The sequence below is a fragment of the Lysobacter sp. cf310 genome, from assembly GCF_900114355.1.
Classification (GTDB): Bacteria; Pseudomonadota; Gammaproteobacteria; order Xanthomonadales; family Xanthomonadaceae; genus Lysobacter.
On record NZ_FOSS01000002.1, the window covers coordinates 86,680 to 109,200 of the forward strand.

Genomic DNA, 22,521 nt, shown 5'->3' on the forward strand with positions numbered 1-22,521 from the left:
GGTGCATCCGGCCCCCAGTGCCCCGGAGACGGATACCGCGATCAGCCCGAGGGCCCCTTCGCGTCCTCGCGCATTATAGGCCATGCCGCGCGCAAATACGCTAGCCCCGACCACAAAGTCAGCAGCGCGGCGCCGGCCAGCAGCCATTCGCCGATGCGGAAGATCGGCAAACCGAATACAGGTTCTTGATACAAAAGGCATACCAGCGCGACCATCTGCACGATGGTCTTGATCTTGCCGATCGTGGCCACTTTCACCGCCGCGCGCTGGCCCAGTTCGGCCATCCATTCGCGCAGCGCGGATACCGCGATTTCGCGGCCCACGATCACCGCCGCCCACAGCGTCATCCACACCGTCGGATGCTTCTGCACGATCAGCAGCAGCGCCACCGCGACCATGAGTTTGTCGGCGACCGGATCGAGGAAGGCGCCGAAGGCCGAGTACTGGTTGTAACGACGCGCGATCCAGCCGTCGAGCCAGTCGGTGACCGAGGCGAACGCGAAGATGAAGGCCGCGGCGAAGTTGGTCCACTGGAACGGCAGATAGAACACCACCACCAGTACCGGGATCAGCACGATCCGCGCCAGGGTGAGCATGGTGGGTATCGTCAACTTCATCCTTCGCTCCGCGTGCCGCCGTTGGCCGCTTTCGGGTTGGCCTTGGCCGGGGCGCCGGGATCCGGCGTCTCCAGCCCGTGCAGGGTCGCATAGATGCGCTCGGCCAGGGCGGCATTCACGCCCTCGACCCGCGAAATTTCCTCGATTCCGGCCGCTTTCAGGCCGCCCAGGCCGCCGAAATGGCGCAGCAGGCTGGCGCGGCGGCGCGGGCCGATGCCCGGGATGTCCTCCAGCCGGCTGGTATTGCGCGCCTTCTGGCGGCGGCCGCGGTGGCCGGTAATGGCGAAACGGTGGGCCTCGTCGCGGACCTGCTGGACCAGCTGCAGGGCCGGCGACTCGGCGCCCGGGTGCAGCACGCGCCCGTCCGGCAGCAGCAGTTCCTCGTCGCCGGGACGGCGCGCCGGGCCCTTGGCCACGCCGACCAGGATCACGCCCTCGACCCCGAGTTCGTCCAGGGCCGCGCGCGCCTGCTCGACCTGCCCCGCGCCGCCGTCGATCAACAGCACGTCCGGCATCACTCCGTTCTCTTCGACCGCGCGCCGGAAACGCCGCTCGATGGCCTGGTTCATGGCCGCGTAGTCGTCGCCCTCGACGATGCCGGCGATGTTGTAGCGGCGGTACTGGCCGCGCACCGGGCCTTCGGCGTCGAACACCACGCACGAGGCCACCGTGGCCTCGCCCATGGTGTGGCTGATGTCGAAGCATTCGATCCGGGCCGGGATCGCAGCCATGCCCAGCATCTCGCGCAGGGCCGCGGCGCGCGCGTGCTGGGCGGCGTGGCTGGTACGCTCGGCGGCCAGGGACAGTTCGGCGTTGCGGCGCGCCAGGTCGAGGTAGCCGGCGCGCTCGCCGCGCACGTTGCTGCGGATCTGGACCTTGCGCTCGCCGGCGGCCGACAGCGCCTGCTCCAGCAGTTCGCGGTCGGGGATATCGCGGTCGAGCACGATCTCGCGCGGCGGGGTCTGCTCGGCGTAGTACTGCGAGACGAACGCGGCCAGCACTTCCTCGGCGTTGTCGCTGCCGTTGGTCCTGGGGTAGAAGGCGCGGGTACCCAGGTTGCGGCCGTCGCGGAAGGCCAGCAGCAGCACGCAGGCGGCCGCGCCCTGCATCGCCACCGCCAGCACGTCCAGGTCGGCGGCGCGGCCGTCGACGTACTGGCGCGCCTGCAGGGTGCGGATCGAGGTGACCAGGTCGCGCATGCGCGCGGCCTCCTCGAAATCCAGGCGCGCGCTGGCGGCCTCCATGGCGCGACCGAGTTCGTCGGTGAGCTCGTCGCTGCGACCATCCAGCAGCAGCCCGGCGCGGCGCACGCTCTCGGCGTAGTCGCGCGCGCCGACCAGGCCCACGCAGGGCGCGCTGCAGCGGCCGATCTGGTGCTGCAGGCAGGGCCGCGAGCGGTTGCGGAACACGCTGTCCTCGCAGCTGCGCAGGCGGAACAGCTTGTGCATCAGGTTGAGACTGTCGCGTACCGCGCCGACGCTGGCGTAGGGCCCGAAATAACGCCCCGGAATCGCGCGCGGGCCGCGGTGCATGGCGATGCGCGGCCAGGCCTCCTGAGTCATCAGCACGTAGGGGTAGCTCTTGTCGTCGCGCAGCAGCACGTTGTAGCGCGGCTTCAGCGATTTGATCAGCTGGTTTTCCAGGATCAGCGCTTCGGCCTCGGTGCGCGTGACCGTGACCTCCATGCGCGCGGTCTGCGCCAGCATGGCCATGATCCGGGCCGACTTCGGCGTGGCGTTGAAATAGCTGGAGACGCGGTTTTTGAGAGCGCCGGCCTTGCCCACGTAGAGCACGCCGTCGTCGGCACCGATCATGCGGTAGACGCCCGGCGCGGTGCTGAGCTTCTTGACGAAGGACTTGCCGTCGAACGGCGGCGGCGGCGCGCTCATGCGCCCCGCTCCACCGCGATCGGGCCGCGCACGCGCGCGGCCGTGCGCGAACCGTCGGGACGCACGGCGGGCGGAACGGCAGGCGGGGTGCGGGCGGTCACGGTCGCGAACATCGGCTACTGGATTGGGCCGATTATGCGTGAAGGCAAGATGGCGGCGCTGGAATGGGGGTTGCGGACCGGTGAAGCAAATCCCACCGCCGCCCATTCGATGGGGAGCGGCCCGAGCGGGCGGATCCGCGCGCGTTGCGGCTCGATACGGCGGCGATGCACATCGACGCGACCGACGGTGCCGCCCTTTTGTGTAGGCATGCGTTTACGAACCCAGGGGGCGCGCGCGCCTGAACGCCGGTGGTGCGCGCCGGCGGGACGGATCGCGGGGATTCGCTACTGGCGCCCCCGCAGCCCCAGTTCCTCGCGCAAGCGCGCGATCGCGCCGTCGGCGGCGCGGTCCAGCAGGCGGAACACGTGCTCGAACTGAGCGGGGCCGCCGGTGTAGGGATCGGGCACCTCGCCCTGGCTTTCCACGCCAGTCCAATCCAGCAGCAGGGCGGCCTGCGCATGCGCGCCGCGTGGCGCGCGCGCCTGTACGTCGCGCAGGTTGGCGCGGTCGGCGCACAGCAGCCAGTCGAAGTCGCGGTAGTCGGCGGCCTGCAGCTGGCGCGCGCGCAGGCCGGAGATATCGATGCCGTGCTCGGCGGCGTTGGCGATCGCGCGCCGGTCCGGGGGCTGGCCCACGTGCCAGTCGCCGGTGCCGGCCGAATCCAGTTCGACCTGGCCGGCCAGGGTCGAGGCTTGGATGCGCGCGCGCAGCACGCCCTCGGCCACCGGCGAGCGGCAGATGTTGCCCAGGCAGACCACCAGCAGGCGCACGGCTCAGGCGCCCTGGGCCAGGCGCGCCTCGGCGCGCGCCAGGTCTTCCGGTGTGTCCACGCCGGGCGGGAACGGCTCTGGCGTGAGCGCGACCGCGATGCGATGGCCGGCCTCGAGCACGCGCAGCTGTTCCAGCGATTCGATCCGTTCCAGCCGCCCCGCCGGCATCGCCGCGAAACGCTGCAGGAAGCCGGCGCGGTAGCCGTAGATGCCGATATGGCGCAGCCACTGGCCCTGCTCGGGCATGCGTTCGCGGTCGCGCGCGAACTCGTCGCGCGGCCACGGAATTGGTGCGCGACTGAAGTACAGCGCGTCGCCGTTGGCCGCGCGCACCAGCTTGACCGCATTGGGATCGAGCAGGGTTTCGACCTCGGTCACCGGCGCGGCCAGGGTCGACATCTCGGCACCGCTCGCGCGCAGCGCCTCGGCGCAGGCGCGGACGCCCGCGGCCGGCGCGAACGGCTCGTCGCCTTGCAGGTTGACCACCACGGTGTCGTCCGACCAACCGGCGATGCGCGCGCATTCGGCCAGGCGATCGGTGCCGGAGGCGTGTTCGGTCGAGGTCATCGCCACCCGCACGCCGCTGTCGCGCAAGGCCTCGGCGATGCGCGCGTCGTCGGCCGCGACCCAGACCTCGCGCGCACCGGCCGCGAGCGCGCGGCGCGCGACATGCAGCACCAGCGGCTCGCCGGCGAGCAGGCGCAGCGGCTTGCCGGGCAGACGCGTGGCGGCGTAACGGGCGGGAATGGCGACGACGAAATCCTGGGACATGGGCGTTCCGATGCGCGGACGGGCCGCGGGGCTGGGGGCCGAGCCGCGAATCCGGAGCCGCGGCGCTGTCCGCATCTTACGGCGGAGCCGGCGCAGGCGCGTGGCGGTCGGCCGGCATGCCTGCGGGTCGCCAAGCCCACGGCGCTCGATCGCCGGATCGCGTGCGGCTGCGCGCGTCTATCGCCCTTTCAGCGCCGCCAGCTTGGCCAGCAGCGACACCCAGAACGCTTCCGGCAGTTCGGTGCGCACCGGCACGCTGAAGAACTGTTCGGTGACGAAGGAGCCCTCGCCCACGCCGGCCAGCTTGACCGCGTCCTTCTCGGTCATCAGCACCGGCAGCTGGCTGCCGAACTCGAAATCGGCGGCGCTGTAGCGGTGGTGGTCGGGAAACGCGTGCGGCACCACGGCGATGCCGAAGCCGCGCAACATGGCGAAGTAACGCTCGGGATCGCCGATGCCGGCGACCGCATGCACGCGCTGGCCGGAGTAGCCGCTGAGCTTGCGCCCGCGCCCGCCCAGCACCGGCAGAACCTGGTCGGCGACCAGCCGCATCGGCCACTCGCCGAAACCGGTCTCGCCGCCGTTGACGACGCGGAAGTCGCAGCGCGCGGCGCGCTCTGGCAGCTCGCGCAGCGGGCCGGCGGGCAGCAGTTGCGCGTTGCCGTAACGGCGGCGGCCGTCGACCACCTCGATTTCGATGTCGCGCGCCAAGCGGTAGTGCTGGAGGCCGTCGTCGCAGACCACCACGTCGCAGCCCGCCTCGACCAGCGCACGCGCGGCGGCGTAACGGTCGCGATCGACGCGCAGCTTGACGCCGGTGCGCGCGGCGATCAGCACCGGCTCGTCGCCGCCCACGGCGGGGTCGGTGATGCCTTCCACCCACATCGGCGGCGCCGCACGCTCGCGACCGTAACCGCGGCTGGCGACGCCCGGATTCCAACCCTCGGTGCGCAGGCGCTCGACCAGGGCGATCGTCATCGGGGTCTTGCCGGCGCCACCGGCGGTGATGTTGCCGACCACGATCACCGGCACGCCGGGGTGGCGACGACGCAACCAGCCTTTTAGGTACAGGGCGCGGCGCAGGCCGCTGACGCTGCCGTACAGCGCCGACAGCAGGCGTGCGCCGATCGGAATCGGAGCGTCGCCGTACCAATACGCCGGCAGGCGCGCGCGGCGTTCGTGGGAACTGCCGGCCATGCCCTACTCCGCCTCGCGGAACTGCATGCGGTGCAGGTGCGCGTACAAGCCGCCCTGCTCCAGCAACTGCGCGTGAGTGCCGCGTTCGACGATGCGGCCCTGATCCAGCACCAGCACCTGGTCGGCGTGCTCGATGGTCGAGAGCCGGTGCGCGATCACCAGGGTGGTGCGATCGGGCATCAGGCGGTCCAGCGCGTCCTGCACCAGGCGTTCGGACTCGGTGTCCAGCGCCGCGGTGGCTTCGTCCAGGATCAGGATCGGCGCGTCCTTGAGCATCGCGCGCGCGATCGCCAGGCGCTGGCGCTGTCCGCCGGAGAGCTTGCCGCCCTTGGCGCCGATGTGGGTCTGCACGCCTTCGGGCAGGCGCTCGACGAATTCCATCGCGTTGGCGCCGCGCACCGCCCGCTCCAGGCCCTCCGGCGCCGCTTCCTGCAACTCGCCGTAGGCGACGTTGGCGGCCACGGTGCCGTCGAACAGCATCACCTGCTGGCCGACCAGGGCGATCTGGCGGCGCAGATCCTGCAGGCGATAGTCCTGCACCGGGTGGCCGTCGAGCAGGATCTGGCCGGACTCGGGCTCGTAGAAGCGCGGAATCAGCTTGATCAGAGTGGACTTGCCGCTGCCGGAGCGGCCGACGATGGCCGTGACCGTGCCCGGGCGGGCGCTGAAACTGATGTCGGCCAGGGCCGGATCCTTCTGGCCCGGATAGCGCGCGACCACGTCGCGGAATTCGAGCTCGCCGCGCGCGCGGGTGAGCGGGCGGTTGCCGTTGTCGGGCTCGTCGTCGGCGTCCAGCACCGAGAACAGTCGCTCGGCCGAGGCCACGCCCCGCTGCAGCATGTTCTGCACGTTGGTGAGCTGACGCAGGGCCGGGATGATCGCGATCATCGAGGTCATCAGGGTCACGAACTTGCCCGCGTCCAGACGCCCGGCCAGGGCTTCGCGCCCGGCCACGAACAGCAGCAGCGCCAGGCCGACCGCGCCCATCAGCTGCACCATCGCCGAGGCGATGCTGCGCGTGGACTCGACCTTCATGCTCAGCTTGAGGTGGTTGTCGGCGATCGCGCCGTAGCGCGTCAGCTCGACGTCCTGGGCGCCGTAGACCTTGACCTCCTGATGATTGCCCAGGGCCTGGTCGGCCGACTGCAGCAGCGCGCCCGCGCTTTCCTGGATGCGGTGGCTGATGCGGCGGTAGCGGCGGCCGATCTTGTCCATCACGAACGCCAGCGGCGGCGCCATCAACAGCACCGCCAGGGTCACCTGCCAGCTCGCGAACAGCATCGCGCCCAGCAGCGCGATCGCCTGGAAGCTCTGCTGCAGCATCACCTTCATCGCGTCGACCGCGGCCTGCGCGACCTGGTCGCTGTCCGAACCCAGGCGCACCAGCATCGACGGCACCGGCTCGGTGTCGAAACGCAGACCCGGCAGGCGCAGGTACTTGCCCAGCACGTTCACGCGCAGGTCGCGCGCGATGCTGCGGCCGGCCTTGGCCATGTGGTAGTCGGTGACGTAGCCGGCCACGCCGCGCAGCAGGAACAGGCCGACGATCGCCAGCGGCAGCAAGGTGCTGAGGTTCTTTTCCTTCTCGATGAAGGTCAGATTGATGATCGGCGTCATCAGGGTGGTGAAGATGCCGGCCGCGGCGGCCTCGACCAGCATGCCGATCAGGGCCAGCCACAACAGCCCGCCGTAGGGACGGGCGAAGCCGAGCAGGCGGCGGTAGGTCTGCCAGGGCGAGACCTGGGCGGTCACCGCTTGCCCTCGCTGGGCGCGGCGCCCGTGCCGGCCGGCGGCGCGGTCGCGCTCATGATGCGGCGGAAGCCGAGCTGGCCGAGGGCGTCGTACACGGTCACCACCGCCTGGTAGGGCGTGCGCGCGTCGGCGCGCAGCATCACCGGGCGCTCGCGGTCGCTGCCGGCGACTTCGGCGATGGTCGTCTTCAGCGATTCCAGGTCGTCGCGCAGCACTTCACGGTCGTCGACGAAGTAGCGGCCGTCGGCGTTGACCAGCACGATCAGCGCCTTGGACGCGTCGCTGACCGGCTCGCCGCTGGCGCGCGGCAGCTCCAGCTTGAGCACCGAGCGCGCGTCGAAGGTGGCGGTGACCACGAAGAAGATGATCAGCACCAGGATCACGTCGATCAACGGGACCAGGTTGATCTCCGGCTCGTCGTCGGCGCGGTGGTCGCGTATGCGCATGCCGGCCCTGCCTCAGCCCGCGGCCTGCTGCTGCACCGGCGCCGCCGGCGTGGCGGCGACCGGGCGCGCGGGCGTGCGCGTATCCAGGGTGTCCAGCAGCTGGATCGCCTCGTGCTCCATCGCCACGATGTACTCGGCGATTCGGCCGCGGAACCAGCGGTGCGCGATCAGCGCCGGGATCGCCACGATCATGCCGGCAGCGGTGCAGACCAGGGCCTTGCCGATGCCGCCGGCGAGCTGGTTCACGTCGCCGATGCCGTGATCGAGGATGCCCAGGAACATCTGGATCATGCCGACGACGGTGCCGAACAGGCCCAGCAGCGGACCGGCGGCCGAGATCGTGCCCAGGGTATTGAGGTAGCGCTCCATGCGATGGACCAGGTGGCGGCCCACGTCCTCGATGCGCTCGCGGATCTCGTCGCGCGGGCGCCCGCGCACGTCCAGGGCCGCGGCCAGCAGCGCGCCCAGCGGCGAGGTCGCGCGCAGGGATTCGATGTGGGCCGGGTCCAGCTTGCCGCGACCGGCCCAGGCACGGACTTCCTTGCCCAGTTCGGGCGGCAGCACGGCCTTGCGCCGCAACGTCCACAACCGCTCGATGATGATCGCCAGCGCGACGGCCGACAGCAGCAACAGCGGGATCATCGGCCAACCGCCGGCCTTGATCAGTTCCAGCACTCGCGAACCTCCGGCCCATTCGGCCGCGTCAATCTGGCCGATAGGATAGCCCAGGCGGCGCGGCCTCCACCCGCCTGGCCGCGTCCCACAGCCTCGGATGTGCCTGGCGTCGCGTTTCCAGCGCGGGCCCGCCCGCCGCCAGCCGCAGCCGCAGGGCCCCGCCGCGGCTGGTGTCCCAGACGCGGGCGCCGGCCGCGCGCCAGCGCGCCAGCACCTGCGGCTTGGGGTGGCCGTAGCGGTTGCCGTAGCCGCTGGAGATCAGGGCGTGGCGGGCGCCGGTAGCGGCCACGAAAGCAGGATCCGAGGAGCTGCGGCTGCCGTGATGGGCGACCAGGACCACCTCCGCACGCAGGTCGCGGCGGCCGCTTTCGCGGTCGCGACGGACCAGATCGCGTTCGACCACTTCGCCGATGTCGCCGGTGAGCAACACGGCGCCGTGCGCCGTGTCGATCCGCAGCACGCAACTGGACTCGTTGCGCAGGTACGGGAAATGAGGCGGCGGGTGCAGGAAGCGGAAGCGCACCCCGTCCCAGGTCCAGGCCTCGCCGGCGACGCAGGGCCGGGCCTGCGCGATTCCGGCGCCCTCAGGCGCGCGCCGCTCGCCGCCCGGAAAGGCCCGCGCCACCGCCTCCAGCCCGCCGGCGTGATCGTTGTCGCCGTGGCTGACGATCAGCCGGTCCAGCGAGCGCACGCCGCGCGCTCTCAGGGTCGGCAGCACCGCGCGTTCGCCGGCGTCGTAACCGTCGGCCACAGCCGGTCCGAAGTCGTACAGCAGCTCGTGGTGCGCGGTGCGCAGGTGCACCGACAGACCCTGGCCGACGTCGATCACGGTCAGCTCGGCCTCGCCGGGCTGCGGCAAGTGCCGGTCCGGCCACAGCAACGGCAGCCACAGCAGCAGGGCCAAGGGCTTGCCGGGCACCCCGCGCGGCAGCAACAGCCAGAACGCGCCGAGCAGGGCCAGCGGCAGGGCGAACCAGGGCGGCTCGGGCAACCACCACAGCGCCAGGCGGCCGGCGGCCAAGCGTTCGAAACAGGGCCAGCTCAGGTCGAAGCAGAACGCGGCCAGCCGCCAGGCGCCCTCGCCCGCCCCCGTCCACAGCAGGTCCAGGCCGGTGCCGATCAAGGCCAGCGGCACCACTACCAGGCTCCACCAGGGCACGGCGAGCAGATTGGCGAGCGGACCGGCCAGCGAGGCCTGGCCGAACAGCGCCACACAGGCCGGCAACAGACCCAGGGTGGCCACGCCCTGCGCGGACAGGAATTCGCGTAGCGGCGAAGGCCGTGGTCCGCTGCGCGGCAGGCACCACAGCAGCCAGGCCACCCCCAGAAAGCTCAGCCAGAAGCCCGCGCCCAGCACCGCCAGCGGATCCACCAGCAGCACCGCGATCGCGGCCAGCGCCAGCGCCCCGGCGCCCTCGAACGGTCGCCGCGACAGGCGCACGCCGGCGACCACCGCGATCATCAGCAAAGTACGCACCGTGGGCAGCGCGAACCCCGCCAGCGCGGCGTACAGCAAGGCACCGACAGCGGCCGCCGACGCCGCCGCGATCGGCCGCGGCCAACGCCGCGCCAACTCCGGCCGCAGGCGCCACAGGCCGCGCACGATCAAGGCGAAGAAGCCCGCGACCAGGCCGACGTGGAAGCCGGAGATCGCGATCAGGTGGGTGAGCCCGTTCGCGCGCAGCACCTCCCAGTCGCGCTCGCCCAAGGCGCGGGTGTCGCCCAACGCGAGCGCGCGCACGTAGCGCGACGAGGGCACCGCCACCGCGTCGCGGATGCGGTCGGACAAGCGTTCGCGCAAGGCCTCCAGCCCGCCCGCCGGCGCCAGCAGTTGCGCTCGCTCGGCGGCGACCAGATAGCCGTTCGCGCTCAGGCCCTGCATCAGCGCGTACTTCTCGGCGTCGGGCCCGCCTGGATTGCGCAAGCCGCGCGGCGCGCGCAACCGCAGTTTCCAGCGCCAGCGCTGACCCGCGCGCAGCACCTCTCGCTCGACGCGATCGTCGCTGTACCAGGATAGGCGCAGCAGGCGTCCGCGCAAGGGCGGTACCTGATCGTCGCTATCGTCGACGCGGAACAGCAAGCGCGTACGCCTGAGTTCGTGCACGGGCATTTCGACGATGCGCCCGGACACCGTCGCCTGCCGCCGTTCCCACTCCGGCGGCAACTGCCGGGACAAGGCGTAAGCCGCGTGCAGTCCGGTCCAGGCGAATCCCACCAGCGCGACACCCAACAGACGCCGCGCGCCGCCGCAGCGGCCCCAGACCAGCGCGCCGACCGCGAGCAGGGGCAACAGCAGCAGGACCGGCCACAGAGCGGGCGCCGAGAGGCAGAGCGCGCCCCCCGCGAGCAAGCCGATCGCCGCGGCCGGGCCGAAGGCGGCTACCGTCGTCGCACGGGTCCCATCGCCCTTCGCCATCGCCTCGTCCGCACCGAATCGTCGGCACCCAGCTTAGGAAGCGCGTCGGCGCGCCACTATCGGCGTCATGCCCGATGCGACCTAGGATTAATCCGAATGCCGACGGCATCGCAGCCTCCCGTATGATCGCCATGAACGGCGCTGGCGGCGGGGCGGCCAAGGAGAGCAGACACCATGCAGCAGACCTACCGCGGTTCCTGCCATTGCGGCCGCGTGAGCTTCGAGCTCGACGGCGAGGTGAAATACGCGATCGAGTGCAACTGTTCGATCTGCCGCCGCAAGGGCGCGCTTTGGCACGGCACCGCCGACGCCAGCCTGCGCATCCTCAGCGGCGAGTCCGAGCTGACCCTGTATCGGTTCAACACCATGACCGCGAAGCACTATTCGTGCCGGCATTGCGGCATCTCGCCGTTCTCGCGCCCGCGCCTGGACCCCAGCGTGTGGGTGGTGAACATCCGCTGCCTGGAAGGCGTGGACCTGGCCTCGCTGCCCGTGCACGGGTTCGATGGCGAGCACTGGGAGGATGCCGCGCGGGCCCTGCGCGGCGGATCGCAAACGACTTAGCCGATGTGCGGATCGACCTGCCTGGCTAGCCGGCGACGCCGTTGCCCGCAGCCCTGTTCGCGTTGCTTACACTGCGCCAGAATGCCGGATCGCTCAGGGGAACCCGCATGTTGCTCCCGATTCTGTTGGCCGCCGCAACCTGCGGCCTGCCGCCCGACTCGAACCTGGATTCGGTCATCGCTTTCGGCAACTCGACCTCGTATCCGCTCGGGATGAAGACCTGCAAACAGCTGTTTCCCGAACACAGCGACGCCTACGACGCCGCCTTGAAGGAATGGAAGGCCGCCAACGTCGACAAGGTGAAGGCCGGCCGCGGCATCATCGCCGAAGAGGGGCGACGCACCGGCGTCGACACCATCGGCATGATTCGCGACAACCAGATCTGGCTGGACGAACGCTTGCGCGCGGCGCCGAAGGAACAGCAGACCAATAGCTGCAATCAGCTGCTAAAGGAGATTCGTGGCGATGGCGATGGCGATCCCGCCTCCGGCTCGAATGGATGAGCGGCGCGATCTCGCTCTCCAGGATCTGGTCGGACGACGATTTGACCGAATTGCGAATCCTTGCAGCCGACACGAGTTCGTCGTCAGCCGGAGATACACCATGCGTTTTGGCAGTCTGTTGGCATTCTCGCTACTCGCATACGCCTGCCACGGCCAAGCCCTCGCCGGCTCTGCCCCCGCCAGCCTGACCTGCACGCCGCTGACCAAGGGATCGAGCATGCAGCTCGACGGCACGATTCCGGCGAGCGAGGAAACCCTGTCCCTGGTCGTTTCCAGCCGCGAACACCGCTACACGCTCAGCGACGCGGGCTCCGAAACCACGGTGATCGAGTCCCTGGCGGAGGGCGTGTTCGCGCTGAACATCAGGTCGCGCGGCTTCGATACCACGCTGTATGCCATTCCCGCCACGGTCAAGGCCACGCCCCTGCCCTACGGCACCGACGCCCGCTTCGTCGCGAAACTGACCGCGCTGCGTCCCTCGCGCCATGCGGCCGCCGGCGCCAGCTACCTCTACGACGACTACGTACGCGACATCAAGATGTCCTGCCACTATCGCTACGAGATATGAGCGCGCAGGCCACCCGTCGGCGACGGCAAACCGAAGATTCGAACACCGCTCCGTGGCGACAGGGTCGCGCCGACCTCGCCGACGATTCCGTTTGATACGCGCGCAGCATCGAGGAGGCTCTTTGTCCGACGTCAACATGGAAGCGATTCTCTCCGCGCTGGCCCTGCTGGGCGGCGCGATCGCCTGGCTGCATCAGCTGCGCACCAAGTCGCGCCGCGACAAGATCAAGCTCGACCTGGAGATCCTCGAAAAGTCGAGGCACCTGTTCGGCGAGACGGACGAGCGCACGAATCGGGTGCGGGCCGCGGTCGGGCGGCGGATGGATCGGGTTTACGGCGAACAGTCCGGGCAAGGCCGCAAGCCCCTGCCCTGGGCCGACCTGGTGCTGCTGCTGTTCTGCATCGGCGGCGCGATCTTCTTCGTCAGGAACGGCATCGCCGGCAGCGAAGCCTGGGAACTGGTGCTGGCGGGCCTGCTGGCCTTCGTCGGCGCCGGCGCGGCGATGAACGCCCTGGAGCACCGGCGGGACACGGACAGCTAGAATCCAGCACACGCTTAGAGCCAAGATCACCCGCATGGCCGCAAACGAGTTACCGCTGCGCTGCCCCTGCTGCGGCTGCAAGACCTTGGATGAGCGTCGCGCCTACGAGATCTGCGCGGTGTGCTGCTGGGAGGACGACGGCCAGGACACCACCAACGCCGATGAGGTCCGCGGCGGGCCGAATGGCGAGCTCAGTTTGAGCCTGGCCAGACTCAACTACGGCCAGTTCGGTGCGTGCCACAGGCGCTTCCTGCCGCGCGTGCGCGCGCCGCGTCCCGAAGAAATCTGAGCGAAGCTCAGGTCCGGCGGACTGGACCTATCCGCGATCAGACCTCGCTGGCGGCCAGCTGGCGCAGCTTACCTTCGTGCAGCTCCAGCACGCGATCCAGACGGCGCGCGAGGCGGCGGTCGTGGGTGACCAGAACCAGGCTGGTGCCCTGCTCGCGGTTCAAGGCCAGCATGAGCTCGAACACCGTCGCGGCGGTCTTCTCGTCCAGATTGCCGGTGGGTTCGTCGCCGAGCACGCAGGCGGGCTTGTTGACCAGGGCACGCGCGACCGCGGCGCGCTGGCGCTCGCCGCCGGACAGCTCGCCGGGCTTGTGTTCGAGACGATGGCCCAGGCCGACCGATTCCAGCAGCGCCTTGGCGCGCTGGCTGGCGTCGGGCACGGCCGCGCCCGCCAACAGCACCGGCAGCATCACGTTCTCCAGCGCGGTGAACTCGGGCAACAGGTGGTGGAACTGATAGACGAAGCCCAGCGCCTGGTTGCGCAGCGCGCCGCGGGCGGCGTCGGACAAGGCGTTCATGCGCCGCCCGGCGACGAAGACCTCGCCCGCGGTCGGGGTGTCGAGACCGCCGAGCAAATGCAGCAGGGTGCTCTTGCCGGCGCCGGACGCGCCGAGGATGGCGACGGTCTCGCCGCGCTCCACCGCCAGGTCCAGGCCGTCGAACACCGGCGTGCGCATCTTGCCCTCGGCGTAGGTCATGGCCAGGCCGGAGCAGCGGATCACCGCGTCGTCGGCCATTTCGGCTTGCGGATTACTCATAGCGCAGCGCCTCCGCCGGAGCCGTGCGCGCGGCGCGCCAGGCGGGATAGATGGTGGCGACGAAGGCCATCGCCAGCGCGACCGCGGCGATCGCGACCACGTCGCCGGATTGCAGGTCGGTGGGCAGGCCGGTGATGTAGTAGACGTCCTCGGGCAACAACTGCACGCCCAGCACCTTCTCGATGGCCTTGAGGATGTGTTCGAGGTTGAGGGTGAGGACGATGCCGCCGATCACGCCCAGCACGGTGCCGATCACGCCGATCAGGGTGCCCTGTACCACGAACACCTGCATCACCCCGCGCGGGGTCAGGCCCAGGGTGCGCAGGATCGCGATGTCGGCCTGCTTGTCGGTGACCAGCATCACCTGCGAGGACACCAGGTTGAACGCGCCCATCGCGATGATCAGCGACAGCAGGATCGCCATGATGGTTTTTTCCATCTTCAGCGCGCGGAACATGTTGGCGTTGTCGCTGGTCCAGTCGCTGACGTTGTAGGGCCCGCCCAGGCCGATCGCGAGATCGCGCGCCACGTCCCAGGCCAGGTCCATGTCGTGCAGCCTCAGGCGCACCCCGGTGACGCCGTCGCCCATGCGCAGCACGCGCTGGATGTCGCGCAGGTTGACCACCGCCAGGCCCTTGTCGAACTCGTTGTAGCCGGCCTCGAAGATGCCGCTGACGGTGAAGCGCTTGAGCTGCGGCAGCGCACCCATCGGGGTGCTGCGGAAGTCGGAGGTCATCATCACCACGCTGTCGCCAACCCCGACGCCCAGCCACGCCGCCAGTTCCTTGCCGAGCACGATGTTGTAGCTGCCGGGGGTCAGCGAATCGAGCTTGCCCTGGACCATCTTTTCGGCCAGCACCGAGACCTTGCCCTCCTCGGCCGGTAGCACGCCGCGCACCATCGCGGGCTGGTTGCGCGCGCCGGACAGCAGGGTCTCCTTCTCGATGTAGGGCGCCGCGCCGGCCACGCGCTTATCGGCGATGGCGGCGTCGACGGCGCGCTGCCAGTCGGTGAGCGGCTCGCCATAGGCGCTGACGGTGGCGTGCGCGGCCATCTGCAGCATGCGGTCGCGGATTTCGCGCTGGAAGCCGCTCATCACCGCCAGGGTGGTGATCAGGGCGGTCACGCCCAAGGCGATGCCCGCGATCGAGGCCAGCGAGATGAAGGAGATGAAGCCGTTGCGGCGCTTGGCGCGCAGGTAGCGCAGGCCGATGGCGACAGGAATAGGTTTGAACATATCCGGCTATGGTGCCATCGAAAGCGAATCGGGCGTAGGCGTTTGGACCGGCCAAGCCAGCCGCAGTTCACGACGGCCGGTGGAATCCAGGGTGTCGGGCCACCAGATCCGGTGCCGGAGCCGGCCGGAGCCGTCGCGATAGCGCAGAAACGCTAGCGGACCACGCCATTGCAGGGCCGGCTGGTCCAGAGGCGCGCCGTCCAGGGCGACCGCGTCAGCCGAGACCACCAGTTGCTGCGGCGCGCGGCGTAGCTCCCTCCCCGCCAGCCAGGCGCCGTAGAGCGCGGCGCCCGCGGCCAAGGGCAGCGACCAGGGCGCCGGCAATTCGCTGCTCAGGACCGCACCGGCCGCGAGCAGGCCGATCGCGACCAGCGCGCAGGCGAGCGAGCGCGAAGGCCGCCATTCAAGCCGGCATGGCGCGGATGCGTTGGATGAGCGCGTCGAGTTCGGCATCGGGACAAGCGTCGTAGCCCATGAACCAGCGCCAGAGCTTATCGTCCTCGCAATCCAGCAAGCGTAGGAAAACGCCGCGCTGGGCCTCGGAATCCTGCGCCCAGGCGCGGTCGAGGTAGCGGCCGAACAGCTGATCCAGCTCGCGCATGCCGCGACGGCTGCGCCAGCGCAGGCGCCGCAGTTCGACGTCGTCAGTCATGGTTGGCAGCCTCCTGGGACGGTGTCGTCCTGGCATCGGTCGGTGTGTGCGAACTTGCGCGCAGGCCGGCGTCCGCATCGGGGCCGCAGTAGCCGGCCATAACGACGGCATCAGGGGCCACGGCGCGGCCGGCGACCGCCTCCCCCTCTTCACGGTAGGCCATCGCTGCCTCCCGCGGCCGGCGGCGTGGCGGGCGCCTTGTCGACGATGGCGCCGCACATGCCTTCGCCGGGCTTGCGCTGGCAGTACTCGCTCAGCTGCGCGGCGATTTCGGGATCGCGCGCGACCAGGTCGCGAGTGGCGGCGGTCAAGGCGATGACGATGGCGTCGCCCTTGAGCAGCTTGCCGACCAGAGGCCAGCCGGATTCGGTTTCGCCGTGTTCGGCCAGGCGCAGGATCTGGGTCTTGTTTGCGCCGGCCTCGATACATCCCTGATAGCCTTCGGCCGGCTGCGGCCAGCGCGACAGGCAGGCGAACTCGATGCGGCCGATATCGCTCTTGGCGTGGGCGAGCCCGGCTTTCAGCACCTCGATCGGGGCATTGCTCGCGAGCGAGCGCGCCAGCGAATCGGTCATCACTTCGCGCGACATGTCGCGCACGATGCGGCGCTTCATGGCCAGATCGTTCTCGCTGTCGGAACCGGCGGAGTTCTCCGCCATGTAGTTCACCATGCCGTCCAGCAGGTCGACGAAGCGCGCGGTCACGACGTAGTCGCGCGCCACGCCCAACTGCTCGGCCGTCGGTGCCGCAGGCGCGGCCGACAGCGACCACGGCAGCGCCACCGCGAGCAGACTCAACAGCGCGATCCTGGCGCGACGCGTGCGCGGGCGGCGTGGCTGGGTACGGTCAGTCATGGATGCGGCTCTCGGCGGTGGGCGTCGCCCCGCTGGGCGCGCGCAAGGATGGACATGGACCGGCTTGCGGTTGGCGAGCGCAGTAATCGTCGAAGAAGCGGCGGGTATCGTCGTCGCTGGCCATCAGGGCGCGCAGCGCATCGGCGATGGCGCCCTGCATGCCCTGCGCCGCCAGTTGGTACACCTGTCCGGGCACGCCCACCTGGGCTTTTACCACCTGCGCGAACAAGGGCTGCTGGTCTTCGTCGCTGCCGAAGCAGCCCTCGCCGCGCGCTCCGGCGAAAGGCATGCGCGCGAAGCAGTCGGCGGCGAAACGGCCAGCGTCGGACCGGGCGTAGGCCGCGGCCTCGCGCAGTTGCTCTAGGCTGGCGCGTTCGGCCAAGGCCGCGGCCAGGGATTGCGCCAGGACCTCGCGCGGCATGGCGCGCACCGCGCGCGCGAGCCGCTGCCGATCGGCGTCGGCATCCGGATCGGGCGGCGGCAGATGCTCGAGGAAGCCGTGCGGCTTGGCGTTGGCAACGTACTCGCGCGCCAGCGCCAGCCTGTCGGTTTGGGCGTTGTCGGCGGCCGGCGCGGCCAGGCTCCAGAGCGCTGCGCTCAGGGCGAGCACCAGCCACCCTCTTCGCCAGCTAGGGCCCGGTCGCGTCGACGTCGCGCCCGCATCCGAACTTGGGATCGGAGTCTTCATGCGCGCAACAGCCCCCAGGCCAGATAAGCCCACAGCGACCACAGCACCAAGGCGCCAGCGACGTAGACCGCGAACCGGTGCATGACCCGGTTATAGCCGCAATGGATGGCGCTATGGACGACGCGCAGCGCCACGAAGCTCCAGGCCAGGCTCAATACGACCCGATCGCCCAGCGAGGTCGCGGCCGCCACGGTCAGCGCCAGGTACAGCAGCACCGGCAGTTCGAACAGATTGCGGAAGTTGTCGGCGGCCGCGCTGTGGGTGAGCCTGGCGCTGGCCTGCGCCGAGGTCGCCACCGCCTGCGGATGGATGCGCTCGCGCCGCATCTGGCCGATGCGGACCACGTACATGCGGATCCAGACCAGGCAGGTCAGCGCCGCCATCGCGGCGGCGGGCAGGAACAACTGCTTGGGGTCCATCGCTCGCCTGTCGGTGTCGGGCTAGATGGGGATGGTAGCCGGGCTGGTGGAGCCGCGCTGCCCTCGCCCCGCAAGCGGGAGAGAGGGCACGTCGCCGCGAACGGGCCGGTGGCGCCGCGTTTAGACGCGACGCGCCAGCATCAGCTTCTTGATCTCGCCGATCGCCTGCGCCGGGTTCAGACCCTTCGGGCAGGTGCGCGCGCAGTTCATGATGGTGTGGCAGCGGTAGAGCTTGAACGGATCTTCCAGATCGTCCAAGCGCGCGCCGGTGTCCTCGTCGCGCGAGTCGACGATCCAGCGGTAGGCCTGGAGCAGGATCGCCGGGCCGAGGTAGCGGTCGCCGTTCCACCAGTAGCTCGGGCAGCTGGTCGAGCAGCAGGCGCACAGGATGCATTCGTACAGGCCGTCGAGCTTCTTGCGGTCTTCCGGCGACTGCAGGCGCTCGCGATCGGACGGGGTCGCGCTCTGGGTGCGCAGCCAGGGCTTGATCGAGGCGTACTGGGCGTAGAAGTGGGTCAGGTCCGGCACCAGATCCTTGACCACGTCCATATGCGGCAGCGGATAGATCGGCACCTCGGCCTTGCCGCAGTCCGCGATCGCGCGCGTGCAGGCCAGGGTGTTGGTGCCGTCGATGTTCATCGCGCAGGAACCGCAGATGCCTTCGCGACAGGAACGGCGGAAGGTCAGGGTCGGATCGATCTCGTTCTTGATCTTGATCAAGGCGTCGAGAACCATCGGGCCGCAGGTCGCCAGGTCCACCTCGTAGGTGTCCACGCGCGGGTTCATGCCGTCGTCGGGGTTCCAGCGGTAGACCTTGAACGTGCGCGGTTGCTTGGCGCCCGGCGTCGCCCAATGGCGGCCCTTCTGGATCTGCGAGTTCTTCGGTAGGACGAATTGGGCCATGCTGGCAATCTCTCGGCTAGCGTCGGTACTGGGGTCGGATGAGGTGCCGGCGCGCGCGGGCGCGCGCCGCGGGGCCGATCAGTACTTACGCTCCTTGGGCGGGACGTAGGCGACGTCGTCGGTGAGCGTGTAGTTGTGCACCGGGCGGTAGTCGATGCTGGTCTTGCCGCTCTCGTCGACATAGCACAGGGTGTGCTTCTGCCACTCGGCGTCGTTGCGCGTCGGGAAGTCCTCGCGGGCGTGGGCGCCGCGCGACTCGGTGCGGTTCTCGGCCGAAACGATGGTCGCCAGGGCCTGACCGAGCAGGTTCGACAGCTCGTAGGTCTCGATCAGGTCCGAGTTCCAGATCAGCGAACGGTCGCTGACCTTGACGTCGGCGAACGATGCGTGGATCTCGCGGATCTTGCGCACGCCGTCGCTGAGCGTCTCGCCGGTGCGGAACACCGCCGCGTCGGCCTGCATGGTGCGCTGCATCTTGTCGCGGATGACCGCGGTGGGCGTGCCGCCATTGGCGTTGCGCAGCTTGTCCAGGCGCGCCAGGGCGACATCGCAGGCGTCCGCGGCCAGGCGCGGCTGCGGGGCGTCGGGCTTGACGGTCTCGGCGCAGCGGTTGGCGACCGCGCGACCGAACACCACCAGGTCCAGCAGCGAGTTCGAACCCAGGCGGTTGGCGCCGTGCACCGACACGCAGGCCGCTTCGCCGATCGCGTACAGGCCCGGCACCACCGCGTCGGGGTTGCCGTTCTTCAGCTGCACGACTTCGCCGTGGTAGTTGGTCGGGATGCCGCCCATGTTGTAGTGCACGGTCGGGATGACCGGGATCGGCTCCTTCTCGACGTCGACGTTGGCGAAGATGCGCGCCGACTCGGCGATGCCCGGCAGCTTCTCGTGGATCACTTCCGGGCCCAGGTGGGTCAGGTCGAGCAGGATGTGGTCCTTGTGCTCGCCCACGCCGCGGCCTTCGCGGATTTCGATGGTCATCGAACGGCTGACCATGTCGCGCGGCGCCAGGTCCTTCACGCTGGGCGCATAGCGCTCCATGAAGCGTTCGCCGTTGCTGTTGCGCAGGATGCCGCCCTCGCCTCGCACGCCTTCGGTGATCAGGCAGCCGGCGCCGTAGATGCCGGTGGGGTGGAACTGCACGAACTCCATGTCCTGCAGACCCAGGCCGGCGCGCAGCGCCATGCCGCCGCCGTCGCCGGTGCAGGTATGGGCCGAGGTCGCCGAGAAGTAGGCGCGGCCGTAGCCGCCGGTCGCCAGCACCGTGCCCTGGGCGCGGAACAGGTGCAGCGTGCCCTCGGCCATGTCCAGGGCGAGCACACCGCGGCAGGCGCCGTCGGCGTCCATGATCAGGTCGAGCGCGAAGTATTCGATGAAGAACTGCGCATCGTGCGCCAGCGACTGCTGGTACAGGGTGTGCAGGATGGCGTGGCCGGTGCGGTCGGCGGCGGCGCAGGTGCGCTGCGCCGGCGGGCCTTCGCCGTACTTGGTGGTCATGCCGCCGAACGGGCGCTGGTAGATCTTGCCCTCTTCGGTGCGCGAGAACGGCACACCCTGGTGTTCGAGTTCGATGATGGCCGGAATGGCCTCTTTGCACATGTACTCGATCGCGTCCTGATCGCCCAACCAGTCCGAACCCTTGACGGTGTCGAAGAAGTGATAGCGCCAGTCGTCCTCGCCCATGTTGGCCAGCGCGGCCGAGATGCCGCCCTGGGCGGCGACGGTGTGCGAGCGGGTCGGGAACACCTTGGTGATGCAGGCGGTCTTCAGGCCCTTCTGGGCCAGGCCGAAGGTAGCGCGCAGGCCGGCGCCGCCGGCGCCGACCACGATCATGTCGAACTTGTGTTCTTGAATCTTGTAAGCAGCGGCCACGGTCAGGCTCCCAGCGCGATGCGGATAACGGCGAGCACGCTAGCGAGCGCAGCGAGGACGCAAATGAAAACGACGGCCAGCTGCGAGGCGAGCGCCAGCCCGTGGTGGCTCACGTAATCCTCGATGATCACCTGCAGGCCGAGCTTGGCGTGCCAGAACATCGCGATCAGGAACGCCACCAGCAGCACGGCGTTGCAGGGGTGGGCGACCGAGGCGCGCACCGTGGCGTAATCGCCGCCGATCCAGGAAATCACCAGGCCCAGCACGTACAGGCTCAGGAAGATCAAGGCGACCGCGGTGACGCGCTGGACCACGAAGTGGTGGGTGCCGTCCTTCGCCGAGCCCAGGCCGCGCGCGGTCTTGAGCGGATTGCGCAACTTGCCGCGGCCGCTCATGCGCCACCCCGCTGCATCATCGCGACCAGCCAGATGACGGCGGTCAGCACCAGGCTGCCGATCACGCTGATCCAGCCGTTGCGCACGAAGCTCGCCACGCGGTAGGCGTAGCCGGCGTCCTGGACCAGGTGACGGATGCCGTTGATCAGGTGGAAGGCGAAGGCCCAGGTCCAGCCGAACAGGATCAGGAAGCCCAGCGGCGAGCGCGCGCAGGCGGTGAACTGGGCCCAGGCGTCAGGACCAGCCGCCAGGGCGACCAGCGCCCAGGCAATCAGGAGACCACCGACGGCAAGGATGATACCGGTGGTCCGGTGCACGATCGAGGTCACCATTTGGATCTGCCAGGCGTAGACCTGCAGATGCGGTGACAAGGGGCGTTCGCGGTTCGCCATGAGCGATGGCTGTCTCGGCTGGGCGGCGGCGCCGCGTGGCAGGAAGGATCGGTGAGGTGTCGTGAAGGCGGGGCGTAGCTAGAAGTCGATGCAGCGGCCGTTCTTTTCCCAGTCGCCGTAGCGGGTCGGTTCGGGACCCTCGCGGCCGCCGTACTCCTTGCCCGGTGGCGCATCGCTGCCGGTGGCCGGAACGGAAGTCGTCGGAGCCTCGACCTGGGGGTCGGGCGCTGCTTCCGGGGTGGTTTCGCCTATCATCACAGCGTTAAATCTTAAGTCCCGCCCCCATGCATGACAACCCGCAGCCTTCGTCCGGACAGGCGTTCGCCCTGCCCGGCCACCGCGTGATCGAGCTTTCCGGCCGCGACGCGGCGACGTTCGCGCAGGCGCAGTTCATGAACGATGTCAACGCCTTGGCCCCCGGCCAGTGGCAATGGAGCGGCTGGTTGACGCCCAAAGGACGGCTGATCGCGCTGATGGCTTTGCTGCGTCTGGCCGATGAGCGGATCTGGCTGCTGCTGCCCGATGCCGACCCGGAATCGGTCGCGACTGCGCTGAAACGATTCTTGTTCAGAAGCAAGACGACCATCGTCGTACGCGAGGATCTGCGCGCGTTTGGGCATTACGCAGCGCCGCAGGCCGCCGCGGGCGCGAGCCTGGCCGGCGACGAGGCGACGGGCGTGGAACTGGACTGCAGCGGCGACGGCGGCGCGCGCGCGCTGCGCATCGCGCCCACGGCGGGCGCGGAAGATCCGGACCTGGCCGCGCGCTGGGCCCTGGACGACCTGCGCCACGGCCTGCCCCGCCTGGGCCCGTCCCAGGCCGAGCAATGGACCCCGCAGCAGCTGTCGCTGGAGCGACTGCGCGCTTTCAGCGTCAAGAAGGGCTGCTATCCGGGCCAGGAGATCGTGGCGCGCACGCATTTCCTGGGCAAGGCCAAACGCGGGCTGGCGCTGATCGAATCGCCGCACTCGGTGGCGGTCGGCGCCGAGCTGCGCTCGCACGATGCGGTGCTGGGCACGATCGCGGCCAGCGCCAGCGCGGGCGACCGCCATTTGGCCCTCGCGGTCGCGCCGTTGGAGCGTGCGGAAGGCGGACTCAGCCTGGACGGCCACGCGGTGGCCGAGATCGCATTGCTGGACGGCTTGGCGCGCTAGCCGCCCAATGCCGCGCGGCAACCTCCGGTAGAGGCGGCGCAAGCCGCGACCGCACTGCCGCGTGCGGCGGCGATGCCATGCCTCAAGGTCGCGGCTTG

General features: G+C 69.9%; 27 protein-coding genes. 6 read left to right on the plus strand and 21 right to left on the minus strand.

All coding sequences use genetic code 11. The features are described from left to right. Nucleotides 1-41: 41 nt before the first annotated feature. The 9 genes from pgsA to BMZ45_RS07055 all read right to left on the minus strand — a co-directional run bounded on the left by pgsA (nt 42) and on the right by BMZ45_RS07055 (nt 10,635). Nucleotides 42-617, minus strand: coding sequence for a CDP-diacylglycerol--glycerol-3-phosphate 3-phosphatidyltransferase (gene pgsA, locus BMZ45_RS07015; protein WP_091634358.1), 576 nt, complete (start codon nt 615-617; stop codon nt 42-44). Continuing rightward, nucleotides 614-2,506 carry an excinuclease ABC subunit UvrC gene (gene uvrC / locus BMZ45_RS07020; RefSeq protein ID WP_091634360.1) on the minus strand — a complete coding sequence of 631 codons (1,893 nt, stop codon included), beginning with the start codon at nt 2,504-2,506 and terminating at the stop codon, nt 614-616. Before uvrC ends, pgsA begins: the two co-directional genes overlap by 4 nt. Before the next feature lie 386 nt (nt 2,507-2,892). Beyond that, complete coding sequence (locus tag BMZ45_RS07025) at nt 2,893-3,378, minus strand: low molecular weight protein-tyrosine-phosphatase (protein ID WP_091634363.1); 486 nt, start codon at nt 3,376-3,378, stop codon at nt 2,893-2,895. A gap of 3 nt (nt 3,379-3,381) precedes the next feature. Beyond that, complete coding sequence (kdsB, locus tag BMZ45_RS07030; RefSeq protein WP_091634365.1) at nt 3,382-4,149, minus strand: 3-deoxy-manno-octulosonate cytidylyltransferase; 768 nt, start codon at nt 4,147-4,149, stop codon at nt 3,382-3,384. 177 nt (nt 4,150-4,326) lie between these two features. Further along, nucleotides 4,327-5,346: a tetraacyldisaccharide 4'-kinase gene (gene lpxK / locus BMZ45_RS07035; protein WP_091634368.1), complete on the minus strand. Its 1,020-nt coding sequence runs from the start codon at nt 5,344-5,346 to the stop codon at nt 4,327-4,329. Between the two features lie 3 nt (nt 5,347-5,349). Beyond that, nucleotides 5,350-7,098 carry a lipid A export permease/ATP-binding protein MsbA gene (gene msbA, locus BMZ45_RS07040; protein WP_091634370.1) on the minus strand — a complete coding sequence of 583 codons (1,749 nt, stop codon included), beginning with the start codon at nt 7,096-7,098 and terminating at the stop codon, nt 5,350-5,352. After that, on the minus strand, nt 7,095-7,544 hold the full coding sequence (locus BMZ45_RS07045; RefSeq protein ID WP_056174316.1) for an ExbD/TolR family protein: 450 nt from the start codon (nt 7,542-7,544) through the stop codon (nt 7,095-7,097). Before BMZ45_RS07045 ends, msbA begins: the two co-directional genes overlap by 4 nt. Before the next feature lie 12 nt (nt 7,545-7,556). Then, nucleotides 7,557-8,219 (minus strand): MotA/TolQ/ExbB proton channel family protein, encoded by a 663-nt coding sequence (locus BMZ45_RS07050; protein WP_091634373.1) that lies wholly within the window; start codon nt 8,217-8,219, stop codon nt 7,557-7,559. Between the two features lie 28 nt (nt 8,220-8,247). Beyond that, nucleotides 8,248-10,635 carry a DNA internalization-related competence protein ComEC/Rec2 gene (locus BMZ45_RS07055; RefSeq protein WP_091634375.1) on the minus strand — a complete coding sequence of 796 codons (2,388 nt, stop codon included), beginning with the start codon at nt 10,633-10,635 and terminating at the stop codon, nt 8,248-8,250. 174 nt (nt 10,636-10,809) lie between these two features. Between BMZ45_RS07055 and BMZ45_RS07060 the strand changes: the two genes are divergently transcribed. The 5 genes from BMZ45_RS07060 to BMZ45_RS07080 all read left to right on the plus strand — a co-directional run bounded on the left by BMZ45_RS07060 (nt 10,810) and on the right by BMZ45_RS07080 (nt 13,100). Beyond that, nucleotides 10,810-11,199 (plus strand): GFA family protein, encoded by a 390-nt coding sequence (locus BMZ45_RS07060; RefSeq protein ID WP_091634378.1) that lies wholly within the window; start codon nt 10,810-10,812, stop codon nt 11,197-11,199. Between the two features lie 41 nt (nt 11,200-11,240). Beyond that, complete coding sequence (locus tag BMZ45_RS07065; RefSeq protein ID WP_139215422.1) at nt 11,241-11,702, plus strand: hypothetical protein; 462 nt, start codon at nt 11,241-11,243, stop codon at nt 11,700-11,702. A gap of 100 nt (nt 11,703-11,802) precedes the next feature. Next, complete coding sequence (locus BMZ45_RS07070) at nt 11,803-12,270, plus strand: hypothetical protein (RefSeq protein WP_139215423.1); 468 nt, start codon at nt 11,803-11,805, stop codon at nt 12,268-12,270. 121 nt (nt 12,271-12,391) lie between these two features. Beyond that, the gene (locus tag BMZ45_RS07075) at nt 12,392-12,811 is read left to right on the plus strand and encodes a hypothetical protein (RefSeq protein ID WP_091634386.1); all 420 of its coding nucleotides are present in this window, start codon (nt 12,392-12,394) and stop codon (nt 12,809-12,811) included. A gap of 34 nt (nt 12,812-12,845) precedes the next feature. Then, a complete protein-coding gene (locus tag BMZ45_RS07080) occupies nt 12,846-13,100 on the plus strand; it encodes a CPCC family cysteine-rich protein (RefSeq protein WP_091634389.1) in 255 nt (84 codons plus the stop codon). Between the two features lie 37 nt (nt 13,101-13,137). Here the strand turns inward: BMZ45_RS07080 and lolD are convergent, their stop codons facing one another. The 12 genes from lolD to BMZ45_RS07140 all read right to left on the minus strand — a co-directional run bounded on the left by lolD (nt 13,138) and on the right by BMZ45_RS07140 (nt 21,524). After that, on the minus strand, nt 13,138-13,836 hold the full coding sequence (gene lolD / locus BMZ45_RS07085) for a lipoprotein-releasing ABC transporter ATP-binding protein LolD (protein WP_091634392.1): 699 nt from the start codon (nt 13,834-13,836) through the stop codon (nt 13,138-13,140). A gap of 13 nt (nt 13,837-13,849) precedes the next feature. Beyond that, a complete protein-coding gene (locus BMZ45_RS07090; RefSeq protein WP_056174306.1) occupies nt 13,850-15,094 on the minus strand; it encodes a lipoprotein-releasing ABC transporter permease subunit in 1,245 nt (414 codons plus the stop codon). A 6-nt stretch (nt 15,095-15,100) separates the two neighbouring features. Further along, the gene (locus tag BMZ45_RS07095; RefSeq protein WP_091634394.1) at nt 15,101-15,547 is read right to left on the minus strand and encodes a hypothetical protein; all 447 of its coding nucleotides are present in this window, start codon (nt 15,545-15,547) and stop codon (nt 15,101-15,103) included. Then, the gene (locus tag BMZ45_RS07100) at nt 15,498-15,746 is read right to left on the minus strand and encodes an FAD assembly factor SdhE (protein ID WP_056174303.1); all 249 of its coding nucleotides are present in this window, start codon (nt 15,744-15,746) and stop codon (nt 15,498-15,500) included. Before BMZ45_RS07100 ends, BMZ45_RS07095 begins: the two co-directional genes overlap by 50 nt. 149 nt (nt 15,747-15,895) lie before the next feature. Further along, entirely contained in the window at nt 15,896-16,600 is a 705-nt protein-coding gene (locus tag BMZ45_RS07105; protein ID WP_139215424.1) for a hypothetical protein, read from the minus strand. Further along, entirely contained in the window at nt 16,593-17,210 is a 618-nt protein-coding gene (locus BMZ45_RS07110) for a hypothetical protein (protein ID WP_091634399.1), read from the minus strand. Before BMZ45_RS07110 ends, BMZ45_RS07105 begins: the two co-directional genes overlap by 8 nt. Nucleotides 17,211-17,284: 74 nt before the next feature. Then, nucleotides 17,285-17,707 carry an MAPEG family protein gene (locus BMZ45_RS07115; RefSeq protein WP_091634402.1) on the minus strand — a complete coding sequence of 141 codons (423 nt, stop codon included), beginning with the start codon at nt 17,705-17,707 and terminating at the stop codon, nt 17,285-17,287. A gap of 120 nt (nt 17,708-17,827) precedes the next feature. Next, nucleotides 17,828-18,610: a succinate dehydrogenase iron-sulfur subunit gene (locus tag BMZ45_RS07120; RefSeq protein ID WP_091634404.1), complete on the minus strand. Its 783-nt coding sequence runs from the start codon at nt 18,608-18,610 to the stop codon at nt 17,828-17,830. A 78-nt stretch (nt 18,611-18,688) separates the two neighbouring features. Beyond that, nucleotides 18,689-20,443 carry a succinate dehydrogenase flavoprotein subunit gene (sdhA, locus tag BMZ45_RS07125; RefSeq protein WP_217643186.1) on the minus strand — a complete coding sequence of 585 codons (1,755 nt, stop codon included), beginning with the start codon at nt 20,441-20,443 and terminating at the stop codon, nt 18,689-18,691. A 41-nt stretch (nt 20,444-20,484) separates the two neighbouring features. Then, the gene (gene sdhD, locus BMZ45_RS07130; protein WP_091634409.1) at nt 20,485-20,877 is read right to left on the minus strand and encodes a succinate dehydrogenase, hydrophobic membrane anchor protein; all 393 of its coding nucleotides are present in this window, start codon (nt 20,875-20,877) and stop codon (nt 20,485-20,487) included. After that, nucleotides 20,874-21,269: a succinate dehydrogenase, cytochrome b556 subunit gene (sdhC, locus tag BMZ45_RS07135; RefSeq protein WP_091634412.1), complete on the minus strand. Its 396-nt coding sequence runs from the start codon at nt 21,267-21,269 to the stop codon at nt 20,874-20,876. Before sdhC ends, sdhD begins: the two co-directional genes overlap by 4 nt. A 78-nt stretch (nt 21,270-21,347) precedes the next feature. Then, on the minus strand, nt 21,348-21,524 hold the full coding sequence (locus BMZ45_RS07140; protein ID WP_082611105.1) for a DUF1674 domain-containing protein: 177 nt from the start codon (nt 21,522-21,524) through the stop codon (nt 21,348-21,350). Nucleotides 21,525-21,553: 29 nt separating this feature from the next. On the opposite strand from BMZ45_RS07140, the gene BMZ45_RS07145 reads away from it, so the two are divergent. Beyond that, nucleotides 21,554-22,423, plus strand: a complete 870-nt coding sequence (locus tag BMZ45_RS07145) for a CAF17-like 4Fe-4S cluster assembly/insertion protein YgfZ (protein WP_091634414.1) — start codon at nt 21,554-21,556, stop codon at nt 22,421-22,423. Nucleotides 22,424-22,521: the final 98 nt, after the last annotated feature.